Origin of the sequence: Promicromonospora sp. MEB111 (assembly GCF_030209445.1) — a bacterium.
Classification (GTDB): Bacteria; Actinomycetota; Actinomycetes; order Actinomycetales; family Cellulomonadaceae; genus Promicromonospora.
The window spans coordinates 1-14,551 of record NZ_JARVSD010000033.1; the positions used below are offsets into that span (position 1 = coordinate 1).

General features: G+C 72.8%; 6 protein-coding genes. 5 read left to right on the top strand and 1 reads right to left on the bottom strand.

The genetic code is table 11. From position 1 onward, the window contains the following. Positions 1–151 precede the first annotated feature (151 nt). The 3 genes from QRN56_RS27395 to QRN56_RS27405 all read left to right on the top strand — a co-directional run bounded on the left by QRN56_RS27395 (position 152) and on the right by QRN56_RS27405 (position 6,941). Positions 152–2,362 (top strand): NADP-dependent isocitrate dehydrogenase, encoded by a 2,211-nt coding sequence (locus tag QRN56_RS27395; RefSeq protein WP_285108655.1) that lies wholly within the window; start codon positions 152–154, stop codon positions 2,360–2,362. Positions 2,363–2,498: 136 nt separating this feature from the next. Further along, positions 2,499–6,188, top strand: coding sequence for an ATP-binding cassette domain-containing protein (locus QRN56_RS27400; protein ID WP_285108656.1), 3,690 nt, complete (start codon positions 2,499–2,501; stop codon positions 6,186–6,188). A gap of 141 nt (positions 6,189–6,329) precedes the next feature. Further along, positions 6,330–6,941, top strand: a complete 612-nt coding sequence (locus QRN56_RS27405; RefSeq protein WP_285108657.1) for a dihydrofolate reductase family protein — start codon at positions 6,330–6,332, stop codon at positions 6,939–6,941. Between the two features lie 16 nt (positions 6,942–6,957). Here QRN56_RS27405 and QRN56_RS27410 read toward each other — a convergent pair whose 3' ends face one another. Beyond that, positions 6,958–8,436 carry an MFS transporter gene (locus tag QRN56_RS27410; RefSeq protein ID WP_285108658.1) on the bottom strand — a complete coding sequence of 493 codons (1,479 nt, stop codon included), beginning with the start codon at positions 8,434–8,436 and terminating at the stop codon, positions 6,958–6,960. 23 nt (positions 8,437–8,459) lie between these two features. Here QRN56_RS27410 and QRN56_RS27415 point away from each other — a divergent pair, with 23 nt between their 5' ends. Further along, positions 8,460–8,906 carry a GNAT family N-acetyltransferase gene (locus tag QRN56_RS27415; RefSeq protein WP_285108660.1) on the top strand — a complete coding sequence of 149 codons (447 nt, stop codon included), beginning with the start codon at positions 8,460–8,462 and terminating at the stop codon, positions 8,904–8,906. A 119-nt stretch (positions 8,907–9,025) separates the two neighbouring features. Then, entirely contained in the window at positions 9,026–14,527 is a 5,502-nt protein-coding gene (gene pulA / locus QRN56_RS27420) for a pullulanase-type alpha-1,6-glucosidase (protein ID WP_285108661.1), read from the top strand. Positions 14,528–14,551 lie beyond the last annotated feature (24 nt).

Sequence of the window (14,551 nt, forward strand, 5' to 3'; positions counted from 1 at the left end):
GTGTCAGACGTACAGGTCACTCGAGTGACCTGTACGTCTGACACATCAGTGCGTGAGGTGTGTCTCGCAATTGAGGAGTGCGCAGGACCCTCAGGTATCTTGATATCGAGAGATCGGCACATTCCAACATCCCGGGGAGTCAGCCACACCCATGTCCAAGATCATCTATACCCACACGGACGAGGCTCCGCTTCTGGCGACGTACTCGTTCCTGCCGATCGTCTCGGCGTACGCGGCCAAGGCCGGTGTGGACGTCGAGACCCGCGACATCTCGCTCGCCGGCCGGATCATCGCCCAGTTCCCGGAGCGGCTCACGGAGGAGCAGCGCCAGGCGGACGCGCTCGCCGAGCTGGGCGAGCTGGCGAACGACCCGGCGGCCAACATCATCAAGCTGCCGAACATCTCGGCGTCGGTGCCGCAGCTCAAGGCGGCCGTCGCCGAGCTCCAGGGCCTCGGCTACGACCTGCCGGACTTCCCGGAGAGCGTCGAGACCGACGAGCAGAAGGACGCGCGCGAGCGCTACGGCCGCGTCATGGGTTCCGCCGTGAACCCGGTGCTGCGCCAGGGCAACTCGGACCGCCGCGCCCCCGCCTCGGTCAAGAACTACGCGAAGGCGCACCCGCACCGCATGGGCGCGTGGTCGGCCGACTCCAAGACCAACGTCGCGACCATGGGCCACGACGACTTCTTCTCCAACGAGAAGTCCGTGATCGTCGAGGCCGACGACACGCTGCGCATCGAGCACGTCGCCGCCGACGGCACCGTGACCGTGCTCAAGGAGTCGCTGCCGGTGCTGGCCGGGGAGGTCGTCGACGGCACGTTCCTCGACGCCGCCGCGCTGGACGCGTTCCTCGCCGAGTCGATCGAGCGGGCCAAGGCCGAGGGCGTCCTCTTCTCGGTGCACCTCAAGGCCACGATGATGAAGGTCTCCGACCCGATCATCTTCGGCCACGTGGTCAAGGCCTTCTTCAAGCCGGTCTTCGAGAAGTACGGCCAGGACCTGGCCGCCGCCGGACTGTCGGCGAACGACGGCCTGGGCGGCATCTTCGCCGGCCTCGAGTCGCTGCCGAACGGCGCCGAGATCCGCGCCGCGTTCGACGCCGCGCTGGCCGACGGCCCGAAGATGGCCATGGTGAACTCCGACAAGGGCATCACCAACCTGCACGTCCCGTCCGACGTCATCGTCGACGCCTCGATGCCCGCCATGATCCGCATCGGCGGCCACATGTGGGGGCCCGACGGCGAGGAGGCGGACACCCTCGCGGTGATCCCCGACTCCTCCTACGCCGGGATCTACCAGACCGTCATCGACGACTGCCGCGTCAACGGCGCCCTCGACCCGGCCACGATGGGCTCCGTGCCCAACGTCGGCCTCATGGCGAAGGCGGCCGAGGAGTACGGCTCGCACGACAAGACGTTCGAGATCGCGACGGACGGCACCGTCCGCGTCGTCGACGGCTCCGGCGCCGTGCTCATCGAGCACGCCGTCCACGCCGGTGACATCTGGCGCGCCTGCCAGACCAAGGACGCCTCGATCCGCGACTGGATCAAGCTGGCCGTCACGCGGGCCCGCCTGTCGGAGACGCCCGCCGTGTTCTGGCTGAACTCGCGGCGCGCGCACGACGCCAACCTGATCCGCAAGATCGAGCAGTACCTGCCGGAGCACGACACCGAGGGCCTCGAGATCCACGTCATGGACCCGGCGGAGGCCACGGCGTTCTCGCTCGCGCGCATCCGCGAGGGCCTGGACACCATCTCGGTGACCGGCAACGTGCTGCGCGACTACAACACCGACCTGTTCCCGATCCTCGAGGTCGGCACGTCGGCCAAGATGCTCTCGATCGTGCCGCTCATGAACGGCGGCGGCCTGTTCGAGACGGGCGCCGGCGGCTCCGCGCCGAAGCACGTGCAGCAGCTCGTCGAGGAGGACTACCTGCGCTGGGACTCGCTCGGTGAGTTCTTCGCGCTCGCCGCGTCCTTCGAGCACCTCGCGGTGACCGAGGGCAACGCCCGGGCCCAGGTCCTGGCCGACACCCTCGACCGGGCCACCGGCACGTTCCTCAACGAGGACCGTTCGCCGGGCCGCCGGCTGGGCACCATCGACAACCGCGGCTCGCACTTCTACCTGGCCCTGTACTGGGCGCAGGAGCTGGCCGGGCAGTCGGACGACGCCGAGCTGGCCGCCACGTTCAAGCCCCTCGCCGAGGCGCTGGCCACGGGCGAGCAGGCGATCGTGGAGGAGCTCGTCGCGGTCCAGGGCAAGCCGGCCGACATCGGCGGCTACTACCGTCCGGACGACGCCAAGGCGTCCGCGGTGATGCGCCCGAGCGGCACCTTCAACGAGGCCCTCGCGTCTCTCTGACGCCCGCTCTCTCGTACGTGTCAGACCCTCAGGTCCCCCGGGTGACCTGAGGGTCTGACACGTTGAAGTGACCTTGGTCGCTCCGCGGGAAAAAGAGGCGGGGACTGTCGGTGTCTCGTCGTAGCCTCAGGAAACGATGATCGACGCACCGCACACCCCTGAGACCACGCCCGTTCCTGAGGCGTCGCCTCGCCCTGCGTCGACGCCGTCCGACCCGGCCCGCCGGCTCGACTGGCGCCGCCTGCGCGGCCCAGCCGCTGTCGTCGCCCTGCTCGCGCTCACCGCGGGTGCCGTCGGCCTGGCGCTGGGCACGGTCGCGGCCGGCCGGCTGGCCGCCGACGCGACAGTTTTCGGGCTGGTGCTGCTCGCGCTCTGCGTCGTCGGCGGTGCGGTGTTCGACGGCGTCGGCCAGGTGACCTGGGCGAGCGTCGTGGACCGGGCCGAGGGCAAGCTCCGCAGCGACCTGCTCAGCGCGGCCCTGCGGCAGCCGCTCGCCACGCTCTCCGAGCAGGCGGTCGGCGAGGTGCTCGACCGGGTCGACGACGACACGCACGCCGTCGGCACCCTCGTGCGCCGCCAGCTCTGGGGCGCCGGCCGCACGGTGGTCGGCGTCGTCCCGATGTGGATCATCGCGGGCATCACCTGGTGGCCGGCCTGGCTGCTCTTCCCGGTGCTGGGCGGCATCGTCGCGCTGCTCACCCGGCCCCTGCTCGGCGAGATCGCGCGTCGCAAGGTGATCGAGGAGGCCGCCTGGACCGACCACGCCGCCGCCTTCGAGGAGGCGGTCGCCGCGCGGAACGACCTGCGCACCAGCCTCGGCCAGGCGTTCGCCGTGCGGCGCGTCGCGCAGCTCTCGGCGATCGTCCACGAGAAGTTCCGCGCGGTGGTGCGCGTCGAGGAGCGCCTGCTGCGGCGGGCCGGCCTCGTCATGTACGCGCTGCTCGCCGGCACCGCGGTCACCTGCGCGGTCGTGGCCGCCGGGGGTGGCCTGTCGGTGCAGCAGCTCGTCACGCTGTTCCTGGTCACCGCGATGTTCGTGGGGCAGATGGACAACCTGGTGCACCACCTGCCGGACATCCAGGAGGGCCTCGGCGCGGTGCTGCGCATCCGGCAGATGCTGGAGGTCGAGCCTGAGCCCGAGGGCGGTGACGACCTTCCCGAGGGGCCGCTGGGCCTCGAGCTGCGCGACCTGACCTTCGCCTACGACGAGGGCACCTTCGCCCTGAGCGGCGTGGACCTGCTGGTCCCCGCCGGCGAGACCATCGCCCTCGTGGGCCGCACGGGCTCCGGCAAGTCGACGCTGGCCGCGCTGCTGTCGCGCGCCGTCGAGCCGGAGCGGGGGTCGGTGTTCCTCGGCGGCGCCGACGTGCGCGACCTGGACCTGCAGAAGCTGCGCGGCGCCGTGGGCGTGGTCACCCAGCGCACGGAGATCATCGCCGGCACGCTCGCGGAGAACATCGCGCTGTTCGCCGACGTGCCGCGCGCCGACATCGAGGCCGCGGTCCGCGAGCTCGGCCTGACCGACTGGACAGCCGGTCTGCCCGACGGTCTCGACACGCTCCTCGGCCCGGGCGGCACCACGCTGTCGGCGGGCGAGGAGCAGCTCGTCGCGTTCGCCCGGCTCCTCGTGCGGCACGTCCAGCTCGTCGTGCTCGACGAGGCGACCGCGCGGATGGACCCCTTGACGGAGGCGCGCGTCGTCGCCGCGTCCGACCGGCTGCTCAGCGGTCGTACCGGTGTGCTCATCGCGCACCGGCTCGGCACGATCGAGCGCGCCGGCCTGGTGGCGGTCCTCGATCGCGGTCGCGTGGTGCAGCAGGGCCCCCGGGCCAGGCTCGCCCGCACGCCCGGCCCGTTCCGCTTGCTGCTGGAGGCCGGCGCGAGCGACGGGTCGCTGGACGAGACGGCAGCCGAGCCCACGCCGGCCACCGCGGCCGAGGCGCGTGCCCAGACGGTCACGGCTTCCGCGGCCGTCGACCCCCGCACCGCCGCGCCCGACACCGCCGAGCCCCGCACCGCCGCGCCCGACACCGCCGAGCCCCGCACGGCCGAGCCCGACACCGCTGAGCCCGACACCGCCGAGCCCGACGCGGTCGGCGGCCGCCGGCGGACCGGGACGCCGCCCGACCTGACCCCGCCCGGGGACGGACCGAGCCTCGCGCGCGGCGTGCTGCACGCGCTGTTCGTGCGCCCCAGGTGGGGCCTGTTCGGTGCGGTCCTGTTCCTCCTGGCGAGCCTGGTCGCGGCCCAGGGCGCGGTCAGCGGGTTCCTGTGGGGCCGCACGGTCGAGATCGTCGGTACCGGCGAGCTCCCTGTCGGCCTGCTGGTCGCGCTCGCCGTGCTGCTGCTCCTGCAGCCGCTGTTCATCTCCAGGGCGCTGGGCGTGTACCCGCGCTGGTGGGTCGAGGTGCTGCTGCGCATCCGGATGTCGGTCATGCACGGGCAGACCCGGCAGTACCGGCTGCCCGCCACGCCGCCCGGCGAGGTGGTGGCCCGGTCCATGGACGCCGACCGCTTCGTGCGGTACGCCGACCGCTGGGTCGACTTCGTCAACGGCCTCGCGATCGTGGCGGTCACGGCCCTGATCAGCGGCACCTGGACCGCCGGTGCCGTGCTGCTCGCGGTCATGGTGGTCTCCGCGGCGGCCTCGGCCATCGGCCGACCGATCGCCGGCCGCTCCGCCGCCGGGTCCTCGGCGGCCCGTGCGCGGTTCGGCCGCGCCCTCGTCTCGGCCCTGGACTCGGCGCGCACGGTGAAGCTCGCCGCCCGCACGCCCGACGTGCGCCGGCACCTCGGCGAGGTGGACTCCGGGCGGGTCAAGGCCGCGATCTTCGAGCACCGGGTGCAGGCGGTGCTCGACTCGGTGCCGTTGGTGACCCTCTACGTCGGCGTCGTCGTCGCCTGGGGGTTCCTGCTGGTGGGCACCTGGGACCTGGCCACGACGCTGCTCGTCGCGAACGCCGTGACCGGTTTCGCGTGGTTCGGGGTCGTGGCGGGCGCCGTGGTCACCGAGGCGCCGGGCACCCGCGCCTGGCAGGTCGCGACCGCCCGGTTCGCCGGTGGCACCGACCTCGTCTCACGCCAGCAGGGCGTGGACCTCGTGACGGGTGTCGCGCCCGCGCCGGAGCCGACGGAGCGCGAGCCGCTCGACCGCCTGGAGCTGCGCAACCTGACCGCGGTGCACGACGACGGCACGATCGGCGTCTCCGACGTCGACCTGGAGATCCGTCGGGGCGAGCTGGTGCTGCTGCTCGGCCAGGTCGGCTCGGGCAAGTCGTCGCTGCTCTCGGCGCTGGCTGGCTTGATGGAGCACACCGGGCACGTCCGGTGGAACGGCACCGAGGTGACCGACGCCCAGGCGTTCCTGCGCCCGGGCCAGGTGGCGCACGTGGCCCAGGTGCCGCGGGTGCTGTCCGGCTCGTTCTCCGACAACGTGCAGCTCGACCACGCGCGCGAGATCGACGGTCCGGTCCAGGGCGCGCGCCTGGAGCAGGACATGCGCGACGCCGGCGGTCCGCATGCCCTCGTCGGGCACCGGGGCGTGCGGCTGTCCGGCGGCCAGGTGCAGCGGCTCGCGCTCGCGCGGGCGCTCGCCGCGGACACCGAGCTGCTGCTGGCGGACGACGTCTCCAGCGCCCTGGACGCCTCGACCGAGATCGAGCTGTGGGCCGCCCTGCGGGAGCGGGGCACCACGGTGGTCGGCGCGACGTCCAAGCGCGCGGCGCTCGCCCGCGCCGACCGCGTGGTGGTGCTGGTCGACGGCGCGGTGGCAGACGTCGGCCCGTGGGCGGGCCTCGCCCCGCGCTGGAGCCACCTGGCGGGCTGACGTCGCGGGCTGATCCGGCCCGGTGAGCTCGTCGCCGGCATCCCTCGGGGTGCCGGCGATGAGTTTGCCGGGCCGTCGTCGTCGGAGGGGGAGAGCCGCAGCGCGCCAGTGAGCAGCGCGGCACCGAACGAGGAGACCCCCATGGCGAAGATCGTGTCCAGCCTGTTCATGGCGCTCGACGGCGTCGTCGAGCCGGACAAGGGCAACTGGCACTTCCCGTACTTCAACGACGAGCTCGGCGCGGCTGTCGACGACACGCACAACACCGACGTCTTCCTGTTCGGGCGGGTCACCTACGACTCGTTCGCGGGCGCCTGGCCGGAGCGCGAGGAGGCCGGCGGCGAGGACGCCGGGTTCGCCAAGCGGCTGGGCGACATCCGCAAGATCGTCGCGTCCCGCAGCCCGCTCGACCTCAGCTGGCGCAACTCCGAGCAGCTCCAGGGCGATCTGGTCGAGGCCGTCACCGCGCTGAAGAACGACCCTTCGATCCAGAAGATCGGCCTGTCCGGCTCGATCTCGGTGGTGCGCCAGCTCCTCGACGCCGGCCTGCTCGACGAGCTGCACCTGTTCGTGCACCCGGCCACGGCGGGCGGCGGCCTGCGGCTCTTCCAGGACGGCGACCCGTCCCGGCCCATGAAGCTCCTGTCGGCCACACCGTTCCGCACCGGCCTGCTGCACCTGGTCTACACGCCGGACCCGAACCCGCCGACGGGCGGCTACGAGGAGGCCGTGGGCCAGCTCCCCGACGAGTGACGGCAGGGAGCCCGCGTCAGTGCACCGGCTCCACCCGGTGCGGCAGCACGAACACCAGCAGGAACGCCACCACGGCGAGGCTCGCGCTGGTCGCCATGGCCAGGGTCGCGCCGTGCGCGAAGACCTCGGCGACGACCTCCGGCGTCGGGCGCCCGGGCGGGAACGTCAGCGCGCCGAAGAGCACCGAGCCGACCACGGCGATCCCCGCCGCCGAGCCGATCCGCTGCATGGTGCCGATCACGCCGGACGCCGCGCCGGCCTCGTCGCGGTCCACCGTCGCGACGATGAACTGGGCGTTCGGCGCGATGAACAGGCCGCTGCCGATGCCGCCGACCAGCAGCGGCGCCGCCAGGTGCCAGTGGGTCAGGTCGCCGGTCGGCACCAGCCAGAGCACGAGCCACACCGAGACCAGGCCCGCGGCGACCATGCCCGTGCCGATCACGAGCACGGTCCGGCCCAGGCGGTGGGACAGGCGCTCGCTCTGCGACGCGCCCAGGATCGAGCCGATGGCGAACGGCACCGACACCAGGCCGGAGGCCAGCGCCGAGTGCCCCAGCCCGGACTGCCAGAAGATCGAGATGGTGAAGAAGATGCTGGTGAACGCCGCGAAGTAGACCAGCGCGAGAATCACGCCGCCGGTGAACGCGGCGTGGGAGAACAGGTGCGGCGGCACCAGCGGGCTGCCGCTGCGGGCCGCCACCCGACGCTCCCAGAACGCGAACGCGACGAGCAGCAGCAGGCCGCCCACCAGCGACGTGAAGGTCCACCACGGCCAGCCGGCGTCCTCGCCCTCGATGAGCGGCACCAGGATCGCGACGAGCGCCACCGAGACCAGCAGCAGCCCGACGACGTCGACGCCCCGCGCGGCGCCGCCGACGACGATCCGGGGCAGCAGCGCGATCGCCGCGGCCACCGCGATCACGCCGATCGGCAGGTTGACGAAGAAGATCGAGCGCCAGCCCTCGTTCTCACCGAATGCCTCGATGAGCAGTCCGCCGATGATCGGCCCGAGCGCGGTCGAGAAGCCGATGGCCGCGCCCATCACCGCGAACGCCCTGCCGCGGGTGCGGCCGGTGAACATGAGCTGGATCAGCGCCGTGACGGCCGGGAAGAAGATGCCGCCGCACAGGCCCTGGACCACGCGCGCCACGATCAGCTCGGTGGCCCCGTTGGCCAGGCCGCACCAGAGGCTGGCGAGCGTGAACCCGGCCAGGCCCACGACGAACACCCACTTGTGGCCCACGCGGTCGCCCACCCGCCCGGCGGGGATCAGGGCCAGGCCGTAGGCCAGCGCGTATCCCGAGATGATCCAGGAGAGCGTGCCCTCCGACGCGTCCAGGGAGGTGCGGATGGTCGGCAGCGCGACGTTGACGATGGTCGTGTCCAGCAGGGCCATGGAGACGCCGAGGATGAGCACCGCGAGGGCGAGCCAGGAGCTGCGCGGGGGTGCGCCGGAGGCATCGTCCGCGGCCGCGGGCACTGGGGAGGTGGTCACAGACAAGAGCCTAGGGTGGCGCCATGGAACTGACCTTTCGTGAAGCCGCGCGGGACGATCTCGAGCGGATCGTCGAGCTCATCGCCGACGACGCCGTCGCGGCCACCCGGACCGGCACCTACGGCGCGGCGCACGTCGCGGGATTCGAGGCCGTGAGCGCAAGCCCGGACAACGAGCTGGTCGTCGCCGAGGCCGGCGGCGAGGTGATCGGCGTCATGCAGCTGACGTTCATCCCCGGGATCTCCCGCAACGGCGCCTCCCGGCTCCTGGTCGAGGCGGTGCGGGTGGACAAGGCGCAGCGCGGCCAGGGCATCGGCCGCCGGATGATGGAGCACGCCCACGAGCGCGGCCGGGAACGCGGCTGCGTGCTGGCCCAGCTCACGTCGGACAAGCAGCGGCCCGAGGCGCACCGGTTCTACCGGAACCTCGGCTACGCGCAGTCGCACGAGGGGTTCAAGCTTCCGCTCTGACAGCGGCGGACATTTCGCGGGCCGCACGAATCGGTCACTCCGGACGCTTGCTGCAAGGTTCTGCAAGCGTTACAGTCGCGCTCGGACCACACGGGTTCCGGACGACGAAGGGGTCATCCATGTCTCGCACCGCGCGCCCGCGCTCGGCTCATCCTCGACCGGCCCGTGGGCCTGCCGCGCGGCAGCGTGCGGGGGCGGGGCTGGCCGCCGTCGCCCTGCTGGCCTCCCTCGGGCTCGCGGCCTCGACGTCGGCCGCCGCGGCCGGGGCCGTGCCGCAGGCCGCCCAGGACCGCACCGCGGCCCTCGTCGGCAGCCTCCAGGACGAGCTCGGCTGCGCCGCCGACTGGGACCCGGCCTGCGCGGACACGGAGCTGGTGGCCCAGGGCGACGGCACGTTCGTGGCGGAGTTCGCGATCCCGGCGGGCACCTACGAGTACAAGGTCGCCCTGGACGACACGTGGGACGAGTCCTACGGGCGCGACGGCGGCGCCGAGAACGCCCCGCTCCACCTCGACGGCCCGGCCCGCGTCCGCGTCTCCTACGACGACACGACCCACCGCACCGCCCTGACCCCGCTCACCCTGGCCGGGGACTACACGGAGGCGGACGACACCCTCGTCCACGACCCCGTGCGCCAGGCCGGCGGCGACGAGCGCTTCTACTTCGTGATGACCGACCGGTTCGCCAACGGCGACCCGGCCAACGACACCGGCGGCCTGGACGGCGACCGGCTCACGACCGGTTTCGACCCGACCGACAAGGGCTTCTACCAGGGCGGCGACCTCGCGGGCCTGCGGCAGAACCTCGACTACATCGAGGACCTGGGCACCACGGCCATCTGGCTCACCCCGAGCTTCCTCAACCGCCCGGTGCAGGGCTCGGGCAGCGACGTCAGCGCCGGGTACCACGGCTACTGGATCACCGACTTCACGCGGATCGACCCGCACCTGGGCACCAACGCCGAGCTCGAGGCGCTGATCGACGACGCTCACGCGCGCGGGCTCAAGGTCTACTTCGACATCATCACCAACCACACGGCCGACGTCGTCGACTACGCCGAGGGCACCTACGACTACGTGGACCAGGCCACCGCCCCGTACACGGACGCCGCCGGCAACCCGTTCGACCCCGCCGACCACGCCGGCACGGGCGACTTCCCCGCGCTCGACGCGGCCACGAGCTTCCCGTACACGCCCGTCGTCGACCCGGCCGACCAGGACGTCAAGGTCCCGGCCTGGCTCAACGACCCCACGCTGTACCACAACCGCGGCAACTCGACGTGGGAGGGCGAGTCGGTCACGTACGGCGACTTCAGCGGCCTGGACGACCTCATGACCGAGCACCCCACCGTGGTGGACGGCTTCGAGGAGATCTACAAGGCGTGGATCGACCTGGGCATCGACGGCTTCCGCATCGACACGGTCAAGCACGTGAACTTCGAGTTCTGGGAGGAGTGGTCCACCGAGATCGCCGAATACGCCCGGGACCGGGGCAAGGACGAGTTCTTCACCTTCGGCGAGGTGTACGACGCCGACGCCGCCAAGACGTCCCCGTACGTGCGCCGCACCGACATGAGCTCCGTGCTCGACTTCTCGTTCCAGTCCGCCGCCACCAGCTACGCCAGCGGCAACAGCGCGCAGCGGCTCGCGGACCTGTACGCCTCCGACGACCTCTACACCACGCCGCACAGCAGCCCGTCCGCTCTGCCGACGTTCCTCGGCAACCACGACATGGGCCGCGTCGGGTACATGCTGGCGGGCGCCGAGAACCCGCTGGAGCGTGACGAGCTGGCGCACGAGCTGATGTACCTCACGCGCGGCCAGCCGGTGGTCTACTACGGCGACGAGCAGGGCTTCGCGGGCACCGGGGGCGACAAGGACGCTCGGCAGACCCTCTTCGCCACGCAGGTCGACGAGTACGCCGACCAGCCCCTGGTGACCGGCGAGCAGGCCGGCAGCGTGGACCGCTACGGCACCGACGCGCCGCTCTACGAGCACATCGCCGCCCTGGCCGACCTGCGCGAGGAGCACCCGGCCCTGGCGACCGGCGCCCAGGTCGAGCGCTACGCGGAGGACGGCGCGGGCGTCTACGCCTTCTCCCGCGTCGACCGCGAGGAGAAGGTCGAGCACCTCGTCGCCGCGAACAACGCCGCGCAGCAGCGCACGGTCACGTTCGACACGCTCACCCCGGGAGCCGCCTACGCGCCGCTCTATGGCACCGACGCGACGGTCACGGCCGACGCCGACGGCGCGGTGACGCTCACCGTCCCGGCCCGCTCCGCGGTCGTGCTGGTCGCGGACCGGACCGTGGGCGCCGACTCGGCCGGCGTCGCCGCCGTCGTCCCCGGGACGAGCGCCCGGCCGGGCGCCGCGGTGACCGGGGTGGCCCCCGTGGCGGCCGGGGTCGCCGACGCCTGGGCGGAGACCTCCTTCGCCTGGCGCGCCGTCGGCACCGACGAGTGGCACCACCTGGGCACCGCCGAGGACACCTCCCCACGCGTCTTCCACGACGTGTCGGCGAACGGCGCCGACCTGCCCGAGGGCACGCTGGTCGAGTACCGCGCGGTCACGCGGGACGCCGACGGCGACCGGTCCGCCGCCAGCTCGTACGCGTCGGTGGGCGTGGACGTCAGCGGCGTCGTCGACGACCCCACCGACCCCGACATCGACCTGGTCACCGTGCCCGGCTCGCACAACAGCGAGATGGGCTGCGCCGGCGACTGGACCCCGGACTGCGAGGCCGCGCGCCTCACGCTCGCGGATGACGGCACGTACACCGGCACGTTCGAGCTGCCCGCCGGGTCCTACGAGTTCAAGGTGGCCGTCAACGGCTCCTGGGCCGAGAACTACGGGGCCGACGGCGTGCGCGACGGCGCCAACGTCGCCTACTCCACCGGCGGCGGGCCCGTCACCTTCACCTGGGACCCGGAGACCAAGGTGCCCTCCGTCCAGGTCGGTACGCCCGGCACCCCGGGGGAGGGGCAGCAGGCCGCGCACTGGGTCCGCCAGGGCCTCGTCCTGGTCCCGGCGGACGACTTCGGTTCCGGCGACACCTGGGCGCTGGAGACGGAGGCGGCGTCCTACCCGCTGGTCCCGGCCGGCGGCACGGGCGACGTGCCCGCCGACGTGGCCGAGGACTTCCCCCACCTGGCCGGGTACCTCGCCCTGGAGGCCGAGGGCCTGAGCCGGGCCGCGGCGACGTCGGCCCTGACAGGGGCGCTGCGCCTGACCCGGCACGACGGCGAGACCCTGACCGCCGTGACCGGCGTGCAGATTCCCGGCGTGCTGGACGACCTGTTCGCGACCGACCGTACCCTCGGCGTGACGTGGAAGGGCAGCAGGAACGCCTCCTTCGCGCTGTGGGCCCCCACCGCCCGCGCCGTGACGCTCCAGGCCTGGCCCGCGGGCACGGCGCTGGACGCCGCGCCCCGCACCTTCGCCATGACCCGGCAGCGGGACGGCGCCTGGACGCTCGACGGCGGTCGTACCGACCGCCGGCTCGACTGGCAGGGCACCCGGTACCGCTACGCCGTCGAGGTGTACGTGCCGAGCACCGGCCAGGTCGAGACCAACGTCGTGACCGACCCCTACTCGGTGGGCCTCACGCTCGACTCGACCCACTCGGTCGCCGTCGACCTCGACGCCGCCGCCTGGCGGCCCAAGGTGTGGCGCACCACGCCCGCGCCGCGGGTGGAGCGGGCCGTGGACCAGACGATCTACGAGCTGCACGTGCGTGACTTCTCCAGCTCCGACGAGACCGTGCCCGCCCGCCTGCGCGGCACCTACGGCGCGTTCGGGGTCAAGGGCTCGGACGGCATGAAGCACCTGCGCTCGCTGGCCGACGCCGGGCTCACGACCGTCCACCTGCTGCCCACGTTCGACATCGCGACGATCCCCGAGAACCGCGCCGACCAGGCCACCACGGGCGACCTGTCCGGCCTCGCGCCCGACGGCACGGAGCAGCAGGCCGCCGTCGCCGAGGTGCAGGGGAGCGACGCCTTCAACTGGGGCTACGACCCGTACCACTTCATGGCGCCGGAGGGTTCCTACGCGGTCGAGGCCGACGGCGGGGCACGCGTGGCCGAGTTCCGCTCCATGGTCGGCAACCTGCACGGCGCCGGGCTCCAGGTGGTGCTGGACCAGGTGTTCAACCACACGGCGGCGTCGGGCCAGGACCCGAGGTCGGTGCTGGACCGCGTGGTGCCGGGCTACTACCACCGCCAGAACGCGACCACCGGCGCCGTCGAGACGAGCACCTGCTGCCAGAACGTCGCCACCGAGCACGCCATGGCCCAGAAGCTGATGGTGGACTCCGTGGTCACCTGGGCCCGCGACTACCACGTGGACGGGTTCCGGTTCGACCTCATGGGGCACCACTCCCGCGCGAACATGGAGGCCGTGCGGGCGGGGCTCGACGGGCTCACGCTGCGGCGCGACGGGGTGGACGGCAAGAGCGTGTACCTGTACGGCGAGGGCTGGGACTTCGGTGAGGTCGCGGGCAACGCCCGGTTCGAGCAGGCCACGCAGGGCCAGCTCGGCGGCACGGGGATCGGCACGTTCAGCGACCGGCTGCGCGACGCCGTGCACGGCGGCTCGCCCGTGGACGGGTCGTCCCTGTTCACGCAGGGCTTCGGCACCGGCCTGTTCACCGACCCGAACGGCAACGAGGCCCGGCTGGAGGACCCGGCGTCGGTCAACGACGGCGACGCCGACGAGGCGGCCGACCTGGCGCACCAGACCGACCTGGTCAAGCTCGGGCTGGCCGGCAACCTGCGCGCCTACGAGGTCACCACCTCGTCCGGGGAGCGGGTCCGGGGCGACGAGCTGGACTACCGGGGCGCGCCCGCAGGCTACGCCGACTCGCCCGAGGAGGTCGTCACGTACGTGGACGCGCACGACAACGAGACACTGTTCGACCTGCTCGCGCTCAAGCTGCCGGCGGACACTCCGATGGCGGACCGCGTGCGGATGAACACGGTCTCGCTGGCCACGGCGGCGCTGTCGCAGTCGCCCTCGTTCTGGCACGCGGGCACCGACCTGCTGCGCTCCAAGTCCCTGGACCGCAACTCGTTCGACTCCGGCGACTGGTTCAACACGATCGACTGGTCGGGGCAGGACAACGGGTTCGGCCAGGGTCTGCCGATGGCGGCCGACAACGAGGACAAGTGGCCGTACCAGCGGCCCCTGCTCGCCGACGCGGCGCTCAAGCCGGACGCCGACGACATCGGGTTCTCCGCGGCCCAGGCGCGCGAGCTGCTGGAGCTGCGGCACTCGACCGAGCTGTTCCGCCTGGGCTCGGCCGAGCTGATCCAGCAGAAGGTGACGTTCCCCGGTTCCGGGCCGGACGCCGTGCCCGGCGTGATCACCATGTCGGTCGACGACCGCGCGGGCCGGACCGACGTCGACCGGAAGCTGGACGGCGTGCTGGTGGTGTTCAACGCGTCGCCGGACGAGGCGTCCGTCGCGGTGCCCGAGCTGGCGGGGCGGGACTACGCGCTGTCCCGCGTCCAGGCGCGCGGTGCGGACCCGGTGGTGCGGGCGACCGGCTGGGACGCCGCGACGGGCACCGTCACGGTGCCGCCCCGCACGGTGGCGGTCCTGACGGACCCCCGGGGCCGCTGACCGACCACTGAGCAGCCGCTCAGC

What these genes read in the sequence shown, in the direction of transcription:
- QRN56_RS27395 (WP_285108655.1), top strand. Translation starts at nt 152, where the DNA reads ATGTCCAAGATCATCTATACCCACACGGACGAGGCTCCGCTTCTGGCG.
- pulA (WP_285108661.1), top strand. Translation starts at nt 9,026, where the DNA reads ATGTCTCGCACCGCGCGCCCGCGCTCGGCTCATCCTCGACCGGCCCGT.
- QRN56_RS27400 (WP_285108656.1), top strand. Translation starts at nt 2,499, where the DNA reads ATGATCGACGCACCGCACACCCCTGAGACCACGCCCGTTCCTGAGGCG.
- QRN56_RS27405 (WP_285108657.1), top strand. Translation starts at nt 6,330, where the DNA reads ATGGCGAAGATCGTGTCCAGCCTGTTCATGGCGCTCGACGGCGTCGTC.
- QRN56_RS27415 (WP_285108660.1), top strand. Translation starts at nt 8,460, where the DNA reads ATGGAACTGACCTTTCGTGAAGCCGCGCGGGACGATCTCGAGCGGATC.